The sequence below is a fragment of the Rhodococcus sp. NPDC078407 genome (genome assembly GCF_044542515.1).
GTDB lineage: Bacteria > Actinomycetota > Actinomycetes > Mycobacteriales > Mycobacteriaceae > Rhodococcoides.
This window is the reverse complement of sequence record NZ_JBITUQ010000017.1, coordinates 97894-113475: the sequence shown is the minus strand read 5'-3', so window position 1 is coordinate 113475 and position 15582 is coordinate 97894. Positions and strand designations below refer to the sequence as shown.

Sequence of the window (15582 nt, the reverse complement as noted above, 5' to 3'; positions counted from 1 at the left end):
GGACGAGGAAGACGCTGGGGACCCGCAACGAATCGAGAAGGTAGCTGCATGAGCCGAGCATTGAAGATTTCCTTGTCCCTGGTGGTCGTGTTCGCCGCCGCGTTGGCTCTGTTTCTGGTGGTGGACAGATCGGGGTCACCGGACGCCGCGGCCGCTGAGCAGGCTGCCATCGACCCGGCTTCGATCGCGGTGCGCGAGAACAGTCATCGATTGAACTCGGTGCCCGACGGCCGGGTCACGTTCGTGGAGTTCCTCGACTTCGAATGCGAGGCCTGCCGGTCGGCCTACCCGGCGATCGAACAACTGCGGGAAGAGTACGGCGACCGGGTGAGCTTCGTGGCCCGCTACTTTCCCATCACCTCGCACTTCAATGCCGAACGCGCGGCGCGAGCAGTCGAAGCTGCAGCCCAGCAAGGCGGCTTCGAGGCGATGTATCAGCGGATGTACGAGACGCAGGCGCAGTGGGGTGAGCAGCAGGTTCCCCAGGACGAGCTGTTTCGCAGTTTCGCAGTCGAGCAGGGACTGGACATGAGCGCCTTCGATGCCGCCTACACCGACCCTGCGACACTCGACCGCATCGAAGCCGACGTCGCGGACGGGATAGCGCTCGGCGTGCAAGGCACCCCGACCTTCTTCCTCAACGGCACCAAAATCGAGCCCACCACCTACGGAGACCTCGCCGATGCCCTCGACGCTGCACTCGGCTGACCCCACGGCTGCCACCGGACCCCGTCAGGGCGGGCTTTTCGATCGGAGCCTGCCCTGGGTTCTGCTGGTGGGAGGGCTGATCGGACTGACCGCCGCATTCGTACTCACGGCGGAAAAGTTTGCTCTTGCCCTCGATCCTGCCTACGCCCCGACATGCAGCATCAACCCGGTACTCAACTGCGGATCGGTGATGAACACCGATCAGGCGTCGGTGTTCGGATTCCCCAATTCCCTCCTCGGGATCGCAGGCTTCGCCGTCGTGGCAGCAGTAGGTGCCGGCCTTGTCTCCGGTGCTGTGTTCGCGCAGTGGTTCTGGGGTGCACTGCAGGTCGGTGTCACTGCCGCCGCAGTTTTCGTACACTGGCTGATCGGACAGAGCCTCTACGAGATCGGCGCCCTGTGCCCGTACTGCATGGCAGTGTGGGCAGTCACCGTCCCGATATTCTGGTACGTCACCTTGCGGAACCTTCACCGCGCCGGGTCCACACCCGCTCTCCGGCAGTGGTCCGACGCTGTGCTCGGCAATCACTCCATCCCGCTGACCGTGTGGTTTCTCGCCCTGATCACCCTGATCGCACAACGCTTCTGGCCGTACTGGTCCACGCTGCTATGACCCGCCACGAACCGTCGGCCCCTCTGCCGCGCTCTGAAAAGAGAAGGTCGGGCCGATGACGCGCGGCTGGTCGATTGTCATGCTCATAGTTGTTGTCGCATCGATCGTCGCACTGTGGCCCCGGTCCAGCGCCGACGATCGAGCATCCGTCACGAACACCATCGTGCCGGTCGGACCCACACCGTCCAGCCCGCCCCACCCCGGCACCGCCACCGCCACCGCGGACCCAGCAATGTCGCCGTGCCCGGTTCCGGTGCCCGGACGCCGCGGACCACTTGCCGGGGTGACGGCGAGCTGCATCGGCGACGACGCCGAAGTCGACCTCGCCGACGCTCTGGGCGGTGAGATGACTCTGATCAATCTCTGGGCCTCCTGGTGCGCCCCGTGCCGCACAGAAATGCCTGTACTCGACAGCTACGCCGCCGAACCCGACGCGATCCGGGTCGTCGGAATCGACGTCGAGGACCGACCCGAGGATGCGGCCGCGCTGCTCACGGAACTAGGCATTCGGTACCCCAACTACATCGACGACGGCGACGTCCAGAACGCGCTGTCGGCTCCACCGGTTCTGCCCCTGAGCTTCCTCCTCACACCGGGCGGGGACATCGTGCGTCTGACCGACCCCACGGTGTTCGAGACAACGGATCAGATCCGCACTGCAGTAAAGGATTTCACCTCATGAGACGTCGCCGAGATACGTGGGTACGTACACGCCACCAGGTCTCGATGCCTGCCGCGGCACTAGCATCGATCCTTGCCATCGTAGTGGTGAGCTCCGGATGCTCCGTCGGTGCCGACGCCGCCTCGACCGGCGGTAGCTTCGACTTCGTAGCACCCGGTGGCCAAACCGACATTTTTTACGATCCGCCCGAAACACGGGGAATCATCGGTGAACTCGCAGGTCCCGATCTGATGGAGGAGGGCAGAAACACCGCTCTGTCGGACTACGACGGTGAGGTAGTGGTGATCAATCTCTGGGGTCAATGGTGTGGCCCCTGCCGCGGCGAAGCCGACGACCTCGAAGAGGTCTACGAAGCAACCCGCGAGCGCGGTGTGCAGTTCCTCGGTATCAATGTTCGAGATCCGCAGAAGGACAAAGCGCAGGACTTCGTTGTCGACAACAATGTCTCCTACGCCTCGATCTACGACCCCTCGATGCGGACGCTGATCGCCCTCGGCGGGAATTACCCGACCAGCGTGATTCCCTCGACGCTGGTACTCGATCGCCAGCATCGAGTGGCGGCGGTCTTCATGCGCGCCCTGCTCACCGAAGACCTCCTTCCCGTCGTCGAACGGATAGCGGCCGAATGACCCTTCTCGCCCAAGACATCGGGTCGACATTTCAGAACGCCGCATCGAGCGGCCCTTTGGTGCTGGCGATCGGTGCATGCATGCTCGCCGGACTGGTCTCGTTCGCTTCCCCATGCGTCGTGCCGCTGGTTCCGGGTTACCTGTCCTACCTGGCGGGCATCGCCGGTGCCGATGCCCGATCGCTCGAAACCCCGAACAGCACAGCGCCCTCGGCGCCGCTGGCACGCCGGTGGCGTGTGGCCGGCGCCGCGTCGTTGTTCGTCGCCGGATTCACGATCGTCTTCGTCCTCGCCACAGCCTCGATCTTCGGAGTCATCGGCACACTGCGCATCAACGAGCAAGTACTCCAACGCATCGGCGGCGTCATCACCATCATCATGGGTGCGGCCTTCATCGGGTTGATTCCCACCCTTCAACGCGACACCCGATTCGCACCCCAACAGATCTCCTCGCTCGCGGGCGCACCGCTACTCGGTGGTGTGTTCGCTCTCGGTTGGACACCATGTTTGGGTCCGACTCTGGCAGGAGTGATCTCCGTTGCGGCAGGCACCGAAGGTGCAACCGCAGCGCGCGGGGTCACTCTCATCGTCGCCTACTGTCTGGGACTGGGCCTGCCGTTCGTCGTCCTTGCGTTCGGCTCGAGTTCGGCGATGCGCAGCGTCGGGTGGCTTCGGAGGAACTCCCAGAAGATCAAGACAGCGGGCGGCATCATCATGATCGCCGTCGGCGTCGCGCTCCTGACAGGCGCATGGGGGCTGTTCATCGCCTGGATACGCAACGAATTCGTCACTGCCGTCGTGTTGCCTATCTGAGGTAAGTGTGGAGTGTCGCCAACCCCCGTTTGCGAAGTTCGGGTGCCCGAACTATTTTCAGGGTCGCATTGATCTATCTGACCGTGATCTGACTGTCGGTGCCGCAGGCCTGCCGGCCCGAAACGCGTCCGATGGTCGTCGGGTGCCCGAGAGTACGGTCCCGCCCTGCACGACAACTTCACCCTCGCACGGGTAGAACGAGACGCGCTCGCGATCGTTTGAAAGGCGGGTAGTGCAGTCCACTTCTGAAACAATGCAGTCGTCTTCTGAAACTGACACTGGGGACACTCGATGATCTGGACCCGCAGGTCGCGGCGCATGTGAGCAAAAGCGTCGGTCGCCACGTCACTGCGGAAGAAGTGAAAGTGCTCCGCAGCCAGGCGGTCGACGACGCCGAACGAGACGTCCTCGAGGCAGTAGCGACCTTCTTCGAGTCGCCGGTTACCTACCTGGTCGGCACCACTGCCGAGCAGATGGACTATAACGCGCAGCTCGATTACTTCGACAATGTTCGGAACTCCCAGGCCACGGTATTTGCTCTACGAACTCGGGTACCGCAGCTGACTCCGGCGATCGCTGAGCGTCTGAGCGAGCTGGTCCGGGACACGCACGGACGTTTCGAGAAGCAGAATCGGCACGAACCGGCCGAAGCTGGCGAATCGACATAATGAGCTCGGTCCGAGACGCTGCCGCTGCAGCGAGAACTATCGACGACCCCGAGCTACGTGCCAGATCCTTCCTCGACACACTGCAACTGCAGTTCACGAGACCCTGGTCGATCGACCGATTCGTTGCCGAGGTTGGGTTCAAGATCGGCCGCGTCATTGTGATCCTCGATCTACCTGACGATCTGAGCGAAAGCGGCGAGGTCTCGGGCTTTTGGGTACGAACTGCCCCGGTCGATGTCATCTACGTCCGTGCGGACGTAGATCCGCTCTTCCGTGAACAATGCATCCTCCACGAAGTCGCACACATACTTCTCGGTCATGATGCCGATGTTGTTGTCACCGAGGACATTCTGGTCGAATCGTTCATGAGGATGGCTCCTGCCATTCCGAGGACAATGATCAGCGCACTTGCCGAGGAACAACGGGCGAAGGTGTGCTTCACACGAGTCCCGGATTTCCTTCAGCCCATCGAAGCAGAGGCCGAATGGCTCGGCACACTCATGCTTGCCCGCGCCGATTCCCTACGCAAGCCGTTCTACCCGGAGAACATCGACTCGAAAGACAAGGAGACCCTGCGCCGGGTGGCCACAATTTTTGGGTGGCAGATGTGAGCACGTTCTTCGAGGCGATACTGCCAATAGTGTTGCTGGTGTTCGGTCTTCAACGCCTACCGTTGTACAGGCGGAGGCCGCAAACTCGCCCCATGACGGTGCTACTGCTCACTCTCAGCGTTGCGCAGATGTTCAGAATTCATGCGCTGGCAGACGACAAGCTTGACCCTGTCATACACGACGTAACGGGCCTGTGGAACATATCTGTTCTGATAGCTCAGGCCATGGCGATTTGCGCCGCAACCCAATGGGTCGGGATGGTGGCTCACTCGACCCAACGTAGTTTCTCGCGTCGCTCTCGCTACGCGGTCACCGCGGCGTTGGTTGTCGGTCTGGTCGTCTCTTTTCTCCTTTCCCCCGCGCCGTCGAGACCTACATATTACCTAAGTCAGACCTTTCCAGCCGAAGGCTGGATGCTGGTCTACTGGGTCATCTTCCTCGGAAGCCTGTCGCTGTGCGTGGTAGTGCCGTTCTACCTGTTGGTTCGCATGGCTCTGATCGTGAAGACCGGAGAACTAGCGCGCGTTCTCACCGCTGCTGCGGTGGCGTGCGGGATGATCCTGCTCTACGCAGTTCACAAAATCGTCTACCTAGTTGCGTTCACCCGCGGCACAGAGAACTGGTACACCGACCACACCGTTCAGATATCGCTCTTCCTCATCATGTCGCCCCTGCTCGTCGCCGGATACGTTGCGTGGGTGTACATCTGGACGACACTGCTTCCTCGCGTCCAGCGGTACCGACGCATCGTTGCGTACATGGATGAGTGGCAGGCCTTGGCGACTCGAAGCAACGCCATCCTTGCGGACACTCTGATCCCGAGCTCCAAGCGGGCTGCCTGGCGTGCCAGCAGAAACTCCGTCGCGTCTACCCGACTCATGGTCGAGATGGTCGACGGTGAAGACGGTAAGGCAACTTCCGCGGGGGCGACTAGAAGATGAACGGGATCAAGCGCTTAGAGCGCGTCATGTATTCGGCGTACCCCTCTCCTATGCCCTCGAGCATCGCGGACTCTTCCGACGGGATCCGGTGGACATATCCCCCCGCCAGAAACGACACCATGACGGGGGCAAGCCAGTTCCCGTACGCGATGGAGAATCCCAGCGCGCAGATCAATGCCCCCGTGTACGAGGGGTGCCGAATCAACCGGTACGGGCCCGTCTGCACCACCAGTTGCTCTGGATGCGTGTGGACCTTGAACGTGAAGGACTCCCCGAGCTTCCGCGCCGAAGCCAGCCGGAGGGCCTGCCCGAGTGCAGCGGTGGTCAAGCCCACGACGAAAATCGTTCTCCGGTGCCGATTAATGACGGTTGCCGGCGAGGCCACGCTCAGCACGAGGCCTCCGCCGTACGCCAGTGCAAGGCCACGGCCAACTGCTCTACCGGACCCGTTGTCCCGATTCACAGAGCCCGCTCGCGGCCTCCGCTTGCCCATCCTGTACTCCGACAACGCAAATCCCGCGAAAGCGGTAGCCAAAACCACAGCGGCCGGTCGACTGGTCACGAACAAGGGCAGCCTCTTGACGATCATGCGACACAGCTTCTCAGACTCAGTAGCCGCTCCGAGACGAGCAGGGTACCGACCAACTTTAAGGACCAACGCATGACGACGGCGACACTACCGATCAAAGGCCTGGCACTGGTCGGGGTCGGTGCGTTCCTCGCCGCATCCTCCGCAACAATGTCCCTGTACATGGCTCCACAGCTGGTGAAAACGCCTCTCGACGTCGACTCCGCAACGGTCGCAACGGGCACCGCGACCTTGCTCGACACCGAAGCGCTCGTTCAGGGCGTCTCGAAAGTCGATCGCGACGTTCCCATTCGTGTCTTACAGCAGGTTACTGTCGAAGAACCGTCCGACAGCAACAAGATCACCATGCAATCCGCTGTTTTGTTGCAACGAGACGACAGACCTGGTGAACGAGGAACGGTCAACGCAACCGTCGACAGATTCACCGCCGACCGCAGAACTGCGATGCCGATGGACGATCCGATCGGGTCGATCCAGAAGTACGACGATCAACCCGCCGACGAAGTCACGCACGACGGGCTCTCGCTCAAGTTTCCGTTCGACGTCGAAAAGAGGTCCTATCCGTACTTCGATACGACCACGCGCCGCAGCCAGGACGTCCAGTTCGACGGCGAGACCAACATCAACGGCCTGGACGTCTACCGTTTCGTTCAGGACATCGCGCCCTTCGACACCGGCGGCAAGCTCAGCCTCCCTGCGTCGTACTGGGGTATCGACGGGGACGAAGAGATTCTGATGCACCGGTTCTACAAGGCACGCCGTGAGCTGCTCGTTGAGCCCACGACGGGTGCAATCGTCTTCGGGAAACAAGCGGTTCACCAGTACTACGGACGTACCGCTAACGACCCGTCGGCGGTCACCATCGTGGAAATGTCGCCAGAGCTCGACGCTGCCACGGTCGACGAGCAGGTGCAGCGGGCAGTCGAGTCCAAGCGTCTCATCGACTGGGCTGAGACATACGGTCCCGTTCTTCTCGGGCTCGCCGGTCTCTCTGCATTCGCACTCGGCGTTGGGGTGTGTTGCCGTCCGAGGCCCCCAGGGCCGAGTTCGCTGAATTCTGACGGACCGGCTCCTGGCGACAGAGGGGATGACATGCAGCAGCAAGCGACCGAGAGGACACTGTCGTGATCGATTGGATAGCCAAGGCACAGGAGCTTCGCAAAGAGGTCTTGGAACCTGCTGCGGCAGTGGTCGACGAGACCGCTGAGATTCCTGAGTCGCACTTCGACTTACTGGTCAGCCAAGGGCTCTACGGCGTAGCTTTAGGAAGCGACAATCCGCTCCAGACCATGTCCGCCGTAGGGGAGATCCTGGTAAGCGGTTGTTTAGCAACAGCGTTCGTATGGGCCCAGCATCACGGCACTCTCCTCAGACTCGCTACGTCGGGGAACGAGTCACTCAAAGCAGAACATCTCTCAGGCTTACGGATGGGCACGATTCGCGCTGGCGTGTCAGGCAGTGGCTACGCCTCACCGCAGCGACCCCTCGTCCGGGCCCACCGGACTGCGGATGGCTATCGGATCGAAGGCTGTGCGCCATTCGTGACTGGGTGGGGCATGATCGACGTCGTTGGAGTAACGGCGTACGACCAGTTAAACGACTCGACGGTCACGTTCCTCGTTTCGGCAGCAGGCGGTAGGGGCCTGTCCCATGAGCCGCTTCACTTGGCTGCAGCCAACGCATCTCGCACTGTCTCGCTTAAATTCGACGGCCTTGCCGTAGCCGACAGCAATGTCATGCACGTGCAACGAAAGAGCCTGAGCAAGCAAGGGCCAATGTCGACGATTGATCGTGCAATCGTTCGTATCAACGGCTCGCTGGCACTCGGGTTGTCGAGTCGATGCCTGACTGCCTTGGATGAGCTTGGTCAGAACAACCAAGCACTCACAGACGGGTTTATCAACCTCCGAAAGTCGTTGAATGAGGCCGTAACCGACACGAGGATCGATATTCACGAGGTACGAGCGCAGGTCTGCCGCTTCGCCGTCGACGTATCGGCATACTTCACAGCTGTAGCGGGCAGCAAGGCTGTGAGGCGCGGGGGGCTGGCTGAACGCACCGCACGCGAGGCGAATTTCGCGCTGGTTTGCACTGCCACTGCCGAGATACGCGCTCATCTACTGGCCAGCATTGAGCAGCAGCAGTCGATTGCCCAAACAAGCTCAGAAGGGTTCCAATCGAACGGGTTACTCACATCAATGTAATTTCCTTCGACGCTCTCGGCGTGTCTGAGCCCGTCGAACATGATTCTGCATCAGGATAGGCACTGGTTGGGACCGATGATGCAGATGAAGGAGGCCACGCTATGCCGATGCCCAGTAAGGGTGACCGGAAGCCGTTGACTGTCCGAATCCCGCTAGAGCTCATAAAAACGCTCGAAGAACAACAGAGTTCAGCAGGTGTGACATCTCTGGGTCAGTACCTGGCCGATCTCATCGCGATCGTGAATGACCGCGAGGACCTCGCGCTTGAACTCAACCGACCGCGAAACCAAGGAGTGTTGCCGCTGACTGCATGATCGTTCTGTCCCGAACTGACATTCGGCACATACGACCAACTGAATTAGCGCAGCACAGATAACGAAAAACCCCCGGCGGGCGGGCCGAGGGTTCTCGAAGTCAGAGAAGCGAGTGACTAGCTCGCAACTCGTTCTGTGGTGCTTTCCCCGAAGGGACTGTCTTGGAGGACATGTCTCAGGGTACATCGTGCCCTGAAGTAGGTACAAGATTGAATGCTCGTGTCGTCCATCCGGATGCGACTGCGGACCGGCTGTGGCGTCGTTTCGCACCGGCCATTGCTGCGCGTCGATCGATGCGTCTCTACGACCCGACGACCCGTAAATACGTGTCCGCGGGACCGTTGACCGTCAAACGGCCGGTACTGCCAGCGGCTGTGCCGCTGTTCTCACGCGCGCGCGCCGGCATCGTTGCCCTCGACTTCGACACCAAACACCACGGTCACGCCTGCGTTGTCGCCGACGTGAGGCGTCTGCTGGCCTGGTTGACCGAATGCGGTGGCCGCGCAGTCGTCGACCAATCGGCCAGCGGCGGCCGACACGTGCTGATACCGCTGGCACCGGGAAAAACAGTCACCGCCGACGAAGTACGGCCACTGCTACGTCTTCTTGCAGCGCGACTTCCGACGTTGGACATCACACCGATGACCAACCACAAATCCGGGTGCATCACCGTGCCGGGCTCGCAGTGCAAAGAAGGTGGCTACCGCACCCTCGTCGACCTCGACCCGGCTACAGCGGCCGACATCCTGACCGTCGGGTCCGATGCCGGCACACTCCAACGCCTCGAAGCCCTGCTCGGAGGAACGGGCCGCACGGTCACCAGCCCGATCGACACCCACATCCGCGCCGAGACGTCCACTGAACGCGTCCTCGGCAGCAGCGATGACGCCCGGTTGCACCCACGTTTCTGCCGTTCCGCCCCGCCGCCTCGCTGCGTCCTCGACTTCGCCAGCACCGGCCGCATCGACACCCGCCGCTGGCCCTCACGCTCGGAAGCACGCCAATCCGTCATCACCCACGCAGTCCTCGCCGGAGCCAGCGCCACCGAAATCCTCACCCGCGTCTCTGAGCCGGCATGGGCGGGTGTGCGTGCCGCATACGCCCGCTACGCCGAGCCCGAACGCGCCATCCGCCGCGACACTGCCCGCGCCCTCGACTGGGCCGCATCGACACTCCCCGAGCCAGTCCGGGATACCGGGCACAAGCAAAAGCACACAGGGGGTACCTACGATCCGGTACTTCGTTTATGGCTTACCCACGCCCAAACCTGGGTCGCCTCCGAGTTTCTTCATCGCCGGGATCGCTGGACCACCCATGCAGTCGTTCAGGCACTGGCGTGGGCTGCCGCAATGTCAGGGCAGTTAGTGGAAGGCGTCCCCACTGTCGGTGTCGGTGGGCGGTCACTGTCCATCGCCGCCGGCATGCTCCCCGAATCGACGGTGTGGTCCGTTCTGGAGCGGCTGCGGGACATGGAAGGCTCACCGCTGTTGCTGATCGAACGCGGAGTCGGCCAGAACCCCGATCGGTACGCACTAGTGCCCACACATGCGGGACGTGCGGCGGTAGTCGACACCGTGGCAGGGCCAGCCGAAGTGGAGTCGGTACACCCGGCGTGGAGTGTCATCGGGTGGCGTCACCGCGTCCTCTACGACGCAGTAGTTGCCGCAGCCGAGCCTCTGACGGCGGATGAGTTGTTCACTGCCATCGGGATGGGACGCACCAGCGGGTACGAGGCTCTGCTGGATCTACGCGTCGCCGGGCTCCTCACAATCGAGAACACCCACATCGGTATCGGGCCCGTCGAACTCGACGACATCGGCCATCGTCACGGCCTCACCTCGGCCGTTCGTGCCCGCATCGTGCGCCACCGCGCCGAACGCATCGTCTGGCGAGAATGGCTCGCAGCCCGGGAGGAAGCACGCACCCCGCCGGAGCCCGATCGGTCGGTGTTCGCGGTCGCCGACGATCACCCGGCCGATTCACCCGACCACGACTACATCCTGGCCGTGATGAACACCGGCCCACCGGACCCGTTCTAACGCACCGTGTATCGGCCACGAGTTCAGGGTGACACCGAGCACCGGCCTTGTTCGCTTTACTCGCTCTGGCCCTCCTCCAGCGCGGCTGGAGGCTGCAACGCCGGACCGAACTGGACTCTTGGTGCACTGGCGCTGTGTGGATGCAGGGCGGCGTGAGCGATCGACGTGCTCGATGTCAGCCCAGTCGACGTCCTTGGGTGTCGAGGTCAGATAATCGGTGCGTTGGGTTGGCGGCGGATGAAGTCCGCCATCCCGGGGACGGTGAACGCAACCAGGCCGCGGGCCGGCGACCAGATGAGTCCTTTGCGTATACAGGAGTCACGGTGCGGTGCCATCGATTGCGGATTCGACCCGAGGGCCTCGGCGAGGGCTGCCGTCCGCGGAGTATCGGTTCCGCTGCGTGCGATCGCCACCAGATAGCGTTTCTCGGCGTCGGTGGCCCGTAGCCACCGTGAGCTGTAGAAGCCGGAATCGAGCGAGGCGTGGCCGGTGTCCACGGCGTCCTCGGCATCGGCGAGGGTGAACGGGGACTGCTGGGCTGCCTGCCAGAGCTCGTGACCGAACACCTGAAGGAAGTACGGGTATCCATCGCTCGCCGCGACGACGTAATCTGCTGCCTCGGCGTCGATGTCCTGGTTCAGCCGGGCGATGGGTGTGACGATCGCATCGCGGGCCTGATCGTCGGCGAGCGGACCGATGGTCCTGTAGTCGAACTGGCGCTCGGCGTAGGACCGTGCGTCGGCCAAGGCTTGCGCAAGGTTCGGCAGGCCGGCACCGCACACGAAGAACGGCCACTCACGCTGAGCCGCACGGTGCTGGGTAGCCAGGATCACCTGCAAGAGCGCCGGCTCGAGTTCCTGCATCTCGTCGATGAACAGCCCCAGCGCGGTGCCGTCCTTGCGGAGTTCCTCGGTAAGATCTTCGACGAGGTCCTCGAATTCGACCCCCAGGCTTGGTTTCTCGGCACCGGCGGAGCGAGCGAGCTCGACTCCGACACCGAACGCGGTGGCGGACATCGAGAACTCTTCGGTCAACTGCCGGATCTTGTCCGCCACCGGGCCGGCGAACTGACGACGGCGTACAGCGCGAGAAATATCTTTGGCGATACGCCTCCGCAGGGCCTCGGCACCTTCCACACTGGTCTGAGCTTCGACCTCGACCACCACCCAATCGTGGCGGCGAGCTTGATCCGCCATGGTCGCCAGGAGCGTGGTCTTCCCTACCCCCCGGAGGCCCTGCAGCATCAACCCACGGTCGTAGCGCCGCTGTTTCGCGCGGGCGACCAACAAGTCGAACCGTTCGAGCTCGGTGGTGCGTCCGACGAGCTCGGGGGGTCGGGTGCCAGACCCGGGTGTGAAGGGGTTCAGTCCGTACTCCATGCACATAGACTATCGGATTGTATGTAGTTGTATCAGTCCTATTCATATACAGTCAGATACATACCGATAGATCGGTAACTCGGTGCAGATCCGGGCGCGCCACGTCGACAAGCAGGGCCGGGCGCAAAGGCAAGTGCTGCGACGTCTCTACTGTGTCGATGTCGGCTGATGGCATGAAGAGCGGCTACACACCGTCAAGGTATGTTGACGATTGGCCCGGAAGGTCTCGAACCCGCGCCTGAGCCTTCAAACGTCATCTGTCGCGGCTCACTGAACCTAGGTGCTGCGCCCAGGTTGCGGCAACGTGGCGGTGTCCGATCTCTGTGCTCGACGAGTTGGACGACGACCAAGGTGTCGGTGTGCCGGGTCGTGAGTGCGCCGCATCAGGTGCTGTCGCCGTTGGTGGATGGGTCGAGGAGCTGCAGGGTGCGTTGCAGGAGTTGCTCGATGCGGTCCTCGACGTCGTCGACCATGTCCGGTACGTCGGCCAACGCCGTGTGGGCGCGTCGACGTGCCTCGACACCCGAGCGGTAGTACCCGGAGTCGAGCTCCAGGGGCACTGGCTCCGGAACGATGGGGTCACGCCGATCGGTACCACCGTCGGTGGGTCTGGCGAGGAGGCGGCGCGGGGTGTGCAGTGGAGAAGCCCCGGTGCGGTGCCTGGCGATCACCGCTCCGACCTCGGCGGCGGTCATCGCCGTCACCGGCAAGGGTAGGTGGCCCCACCGGTCGATCGGCACCGCGACCGGACCACTGCGAAGCGGCAGCCCCGTCATGTCGGGAAAAGTGTTGCGCTGCAAATGTTCTGCCAGCAGCGTGGTCGACGGGTAGCGCTCGGAGAACTGCAGGACCGGGTGCCACCGATCCCATATCGTGACCGGTTCGAAACCGGTGGAGTCGTTGGGGGCGATACGGATGCGGTGGCGGCTGCCGATCCACACAGCGTCGCCGTCGGTGGTGATCTCGGTGCGGTCTACTTTCGCAATAGCTTTGTGGGACAGGCCTGCTCCGGCGAGCATGAGAAGAACGGCGTCACGGCGACCGAACAGTGCCGCTGTCGATCCGGAGGTCGGCAGTCCGGCCGCGATCATCATCTGGTCCTGCTCAGCACGCCGGATCGTTCGCTCACTACGTGCCGAGTCCAGTGCGATCCGAATCGAGGTGACTCCGCCGGGGGCGGGTTGGCCGGCATCGAGGTGAGCGCGGTTGATCGCAGAAACCCGGCGCAACTGAACCGCGTCGCCGGCAGGGTTCTCATCGAGGAACTGCGCCAGCGTGATCGGCGACGCAGGTAGAGCCTCGACGTCGGCCGCAGCGCACCAATCGACGAACAGTGACCACTGATAGCGGTAACCGCTCACCGTGCTGACCTGTCTCGGTGTCACAGTGCGACGGTACCGGGCTGAAGGCCGACCGATCAGGGACGTCGCCGAGGGTCGCCCGCCGCGAACGTGGCACGCATGCGCGTCGACGGCATCGCTGTCGACGGTCGATGGTGCAGGTACGCCACAGGCATCGATGTCGGCTTGCGATGAAGCCACAGGACGTAGCCAGTCTTGTGGCTTCATCGTGTGTGCCGTACTCGAGTCTTACTCGGCGAGCTTGGCGATCGACTGCGCCCAGAGGAAGTACTTGTTGCGTCCGAGATCGCCGATGGTCGTGATGTTGAATGCGGCCTTGAGATGCTCGGCATCGCCAGGGCTAACGCCCTGCAGTGCTTCGACGGGTGCGTCGACGAGCTCGGTGAGTGGCTTGTCTTCGTATGCTTTGTCGAGCTTGTCAGCGATTCCAGCCATGGAGGTGCCTCCTTGCGTCTCGGGTAGCGGTGCCTGTTCGACACCGCCACCCGAGGGTACGGAACGCCCACTAGAAACCGTTGCGCTGCAGGCACTGCGCCGTATCGGCGACCGCCTCGAACGCGTCCTTTGGACCGTGGCCTTCAAAATCCGTAAAACGGTGGGTACGTGGTGGGATTGTCCGGCGTCGTATCGATTCGTGCGGTCCGAAGAAGATCTGCGATAGCGGACTCGCCGGCACCGATGGTGGCGAAGTGGGGGTCGACGTCGTTGGCGATGCACCACGCATGATCGGCTGGCCACACAAACGCAGGTATCGGCAGCTCACCAGTGCCGTCTCGGGCGTCCTTCCACGTCGACACGTCCTCCGCAGTACCTCGAAAGAGGTAGCAGGGCCGCTCCGGGATCGAGACTGTCGCGGCCTGCATGTGGTCGAGGTTTTCGTAGCCCTCCCAGATCAGGAAATAGCAGTCGTCCGGAGTTGTGGTGAACCGGGCGAGGGTGGAGACAGCGATTCCGAGCTGGGCGATCTCGGGCGGTCCGTCGTTGGCGAAGTCGGTGTCCATTTCGCGCTGACCGTCGTAAGTCGGATCCGGGATGAATCTCAACCGTGCGTAACGCTCGTACCCCGACGGGCCGCGGGTGACCAGATCCCACCAGTCGCGTCTTTGATCGATCAACCATCGAGCGGGTGAGCCGTCACGACACGGAGTGATGGTCATCTGGACGCCGCCGTCTGCCGACTACGCGCCTGACCGCACGACACCGGTGGGTGTGGACTGCAACACCAGGTGTTTCGGAGGGTGGCCGCTCCAAGGCCGGCCGCTGGTACCCGTACCGCCATCTCGGCGCTCTCGCCCTGCCACAACGTCATTCGACAATGTCCCAGTCCAGTACCCCGTTGTCGACCGCTGCTGTGTACCAGCCGATCGATATCTGATCGGTCACGGCCGACCTGACGTCGCAAACAAATGCTTCCAAAGACGGCCAGGTTGGCACACCCAGGTGCCCGCCGTCGTCTGATCGGTACGACACACTCCCCCGCATCTCTCCCGAACGGGTGTCGCAATACATCAGATTCGAATCCCAAGCCGCGATAGGGACGTACCCCGGTAGGAACAGGTGATCTTCTGCCTCGACGCCCGCCTCGACCAGGTTGTCGACGATCTCGGCGTAGGTCCCGTCGTAGATATCTGGTTCTGTTGCAACGATATCCGCCATGACTTCGACCATGTCGGAATGCCGCTGAGGTATCTCCGCGACCTGCAGCAGACGTCCAGCCGGAACGACGAGTCCCGCGCCGCCGACCTCGTTCTGACCGTCATGAAGGCCGAAGAATTCGCGAAGCCCGTCCGGCCACGGAACCGTCGCTGCCTCGGCCCGTTTCACCGCGCTCGTCGACGCACATGGCCTGAGCGTTCGCGCCGTCACCGGTGCCACGTCCCGCAGCGCAGTCACGAGGAGGTTCCACTCCTGAGTCAACGACATTGCCCGACCATACTGCGCAGAGGGATCTTTCGATTATCGCAACGCAGATCGCTTCGAGACAGTTACCGCACCGTCAACAGGCGTTGACGATCGACGGCTCAGCTGACTG

General features: G+C 62.6%; 17 protein-coding genes. 11 read left to right on the top strand and 6 right to left on the bottom strand.

Annotated features, from left to right (window positions below; genetic code table 11):
• Positions 1-48 precede the first annotated feature (48 nt).
• The 8 genes from ACIGGF_RS17660 to ACIGGF_RS17625 all read left to right on the top strand — a co-directional run bounded on the left by ACIGGF_RS17660 (position 49) and on the right by ACIGGF_RS17625 (position 5664).
• Positions 49-708 (top strand): thioredoxin domain-containing protein, encoded by a 660-nt coding sequence (locus ACIGGF_RS17660; protein WP_094656090.1) that lies wholly within the window; start codon positions 49-51, stop codon positions 706-708.
• Positions 683-1321, top strand: a complete 639-nt coding sequence (locus ACIGGF_RS17655) for a vitamin K epoxide reductase family protein (RefSeq protein WP_397522467.1) — start codon at positions 683-685, stop codon at positions 1319-1321. Before ACIGGF_RS17660 ends, ACIGGF_RS17655 begins: the two co-directional genes overlap by 26 nt.
• 55 nt (positions 1322-1376) lie before the next feature.
• Complete coding sequence (locus ACIGGF_RS17650; RefSeq protein ID WP_068049644.1) at positions 1377-2003, top strand: TlpA disulfide reductase family protein; 627 nt, start codon at positions 1377-1379, stop codon at positions 2001-2003.
• A gap of 44 nt (positions 2004-2047) precedes the next feature.
• Complete coding sequence (locus ACIGGF_RS17645) at positions 2048-2632, top strand: TlpA disulfide reductase family protein (RefSeq protein WP_397522473.1); 585 nt, start codon at positions 2048-2050, stop codon at positions 2630-2632.
• Positions 2629-3444, top strand: coding sequence for a cytochrome c biogenesis CcdA family protein (locus ACIGGF_RS17640; protein ID WP_068049642.1), 816 nt, complete (start codon positions 2629-2631; stop codon positions 3442-3444). Before ACIGGF_RS17645 ends, ACIGGF_RS17640 begins: the two co-directional genes overlap by 4 nt.
• 320 nt (positions 3445-3764) lie before the next feature.
• Positions 3765-4112, top strand: a complete 348-nt coding sequence (locus tag ACIGGF_RS17635) for a hypothetical protein (protein WP_139278504.1) — start codon at positions 3765-3767, stop codon at positions 4110-4112.
• Positions 4112-4723, top strand: coding sequence for a hypothetical protein (locus tag ACIGGF_RS17630; protein WP_027494121.1), 612 nt, complete (start codon positions 4112-4114; stop codon positions 4721-4723). The genes ACIGGF_RS17635 and ACIGGF_RS17630 overlap by 1 nt, the downstream gene beginning before the upstream one ends.
• 92 nt (positions 4724-4815) lie before the next feature.
• Positions 4816-5664 (top strand): hypothetical protein, encoded by an 849-nt coding sequence (locus ACIGGF_RS17625; RefSeq protein WP_139278505.1) that lies wholly within the window; start codon positions 4816-4818, stop codon positions 5662-5664.
• Here ACIGGF_RS17625 and ACIGGF_RS17620 read toward each other — a convergent pair.
• Positions 5654-5998 carry an isoprenylcysteine carboxylmethyltransferase family protein gene (locus ACIGGF_RS17620; protein WP_231893830.1) on the bottom strand — a complete coding sequence of 115 codons (345 nt, stop codon included), beginning with the start codon at positions 5996-5998 and terminating at the stop codon, positions 5654-5656. The two genes, ACIGGF_RS17625 and ACIGGF_RS17620, sit on opposite strands and share 11 nt — an antisense overlap.
• 327 nt (positions 5999-6325) lie before the next feature.
• Here ACIGGF_RS17620 and ACIGGF_RS17615 point away from each other — a divergent pair, with 327 nt between their 5' ends.
• The 3 genes from ACIGGF_RS17615 (at position 6326) to ACIGGF_RS17605 (ending at position 10810) form a co-directional block, all read left to right on the top strand.
• The gene (locus ACIGGF_RS17615; RefSeq protein WP_051364804.1) at positions 6326-7381 is read left to right on the top strand and encodes a DUF3068 domain-containing protein; all 1056 of its coding nucleotides are present in this window, start codon (positions 6326-6328) and stop codon (positions 7379-7381) included.
• Entirely contained in the window at positions 7378-8457 is a 1080-nt protein-coding gene (locus ACIGGF_RS17610) for an acyl-CoA dehydrogenase family protein (protein ID WP_051364802.1), read from the top strand. The genes ACIGGF_RS17615 and ACIGGF_RS17610 overlap by 4 nt, the downstream gene beginning before the upstream one ends.
• A 523-nt stretch (positions 8458-8980) precedes the next feature.
• The gene (locus ACIGGF_RS17605; protein ID WP_139278506.1) at positions 8981-10810 is read left to right on the top strand and encodes a hypothetical protein; all 1830 of its coding nucleotides are present in this window, start codon (positions 8981-8983) and stop codon (positions 10808-10810) included.
• A 206-nt stretch (positions 10811-11016) separates the two neighbouring features.
• Here ACIGGF_RS17605 and ACIGGF_RS17600 read toward each other — a convergent pair whose 3' ends face one another.
• The 5 genes from ACIGGF_RS17600 to ACIGGF_RS17580 all read right to left on the bottom strand — a co-directional run bounded on the left by ACIGGF_RS17600 (position 11017) and on the right by ACIGGF_RS17580 (position 15473).
• Positions 11017-12189, bottom strand: a complete 1173-nt coding sequence (locus ACIGGF_RS17600) for an ATP-binding protein (protein ID WP_027494118.1) — start codon at positions 12187-12189, stop codon at positions 11017-11019.
• 383 nt (positions 12190-12572) lie between these two features.
• Positions 12573-13574: a hypothetical protein gene (locus ACIGGF_RS17595; protein ID WP_237606104.1), complete on the bottom strand. Its 1002-nt coding sequence runs from the start codon at positions 13572-13574 to the stop codon at positions 12573-12575.
• A 204-nt stretch (positions 13575-13778) separates the two neighbouring features.
• On the bottom strand, positions 13779-13985 hold the full coding sequence (locus tag ACIGGF_RS17590; RefSeq protein WP_027494117.1) for a hypothetical protein: 207 nt from the start codon (positions 13983-13985) through the stop codon (positions 13779-13781).
• A gap of 143 nt (positions 13986-14128) precedes the next feature.
• Positions 14129-14707, bottom strand: coding sequence for a hypothetical protein (locus ACIGGF_RS17585; protein ID WP_027494116.1), 579 nt, complete (start codon positions 14705-14707; stop codon positions 14129-14131).
• 148 nt (positions 14708-14855) lie between these two features.
• On the bottom strand, positions 14856-15473 hold the full coding sequence (locus tag ACIGGF_RS17580) for an SMI1/KNR4 family protein (RefSeq protein ID WP_027494115.1): 618 nt from the start codon (positions 15471-15473) through the stop codon (positions 14856-14858).
• Positions 15474-15582 lie beyond the last annotated feature (109 nt).

What these genes read in the sequence shown, in the direction of transcription:
- ACIGGF_RS17660 (WP_094656090.1), top strand. Translation starts at nt 49, where the DNA reads ATGAGCCGAGCATTGAAGATTTCCTTGTCCCTGGTGGTCGTGTTCGCC.
- ACIGGF_RS17655 (WP_397522467.1), top strand. Translation starts at nt 683, where the DNA reads ATGCCCTCGACGCTGCACTCGGCTGACCCCACGGCTGCCACCGGACCC.
- ACIGGF_RS17650 (WP_068049644.1), top strand. Translation starts at nt 1,377, where the DNA reads ATGACGCGCGGCTGGTCGATTGTCATGCTCATAGTTGTTGTCGCATCG.
- ACIGGF_RS17645 (WP_397522473.1), top strand. Translation starts at nt 2,048, where the DNA reads ATGCCTGCCGCGGCACTAGCATCGATCCTTGCCATCGTAGTGGTGAGC.
- ACIGGF_RS17640 (WP_068049642.1), top strand. Translation starts at nt 2,629, where the DNA reads ATGACCCTTCTCGCCCAAGACATCGGGTCGACATTTCAGAACGCCGCA.
- ACIGGF_RS17630 (WP_027494121.1), top strand. Translation starts at nt 4,112, where the DNA reads ATGAGCTCGGTCCGAGACGCTGCCGCTGCAGCGAGAACTATCGACGAC.
- ACIGGF_RS17625 (WP_139278505.1), top strand. Translation starts at nt 4,816, where the DNA reads ATGACGGTGCTACTGCTCACTCTCAGCGTTGCGCAGATGTTCAGAATT.
- ACIGGF_RS17615 (WP_051364804.1), top strand. Translation starts at nt 6,326, where the DNA reads ATGACGACGGCGACACTACCGATCAAAGGCCTGGCACTGGTCGGGGTC.
- ACIGGF_RS17600 (WP_027494118.1), bottom strand. Translation starts at nt 12,189, where the DNA reads ATGGAGTACGGACTGAACCCCTTCACACCCGGGTCTGGCACCCGACCC.
- ACIGGF_RS17590 (WP_027494117.1), bottom strand. Translation starts at nt 13,985, where the DNA reads ATGGCTGGAATCGCTGACAAGCTCGACAAAGCATACGAAGACAAGCCA.
- ACIGGF_RS17585 (WP_027494116.1), bottom strand. Translation starts at nt 14,707, where the DNA reads ATGACCATCACTCCGTGTCGTGACGGCTCACCCGCTCGATGGTTGATC.
- ACIGGF_RS17580 (WP_027494115.1), bottom strand. Translation starts at nt 15,473, where the DNA reads ATGTCGTTGACTCAGGAGTGGAACCTCCTCGTGACTGCGCTGCGGGAC.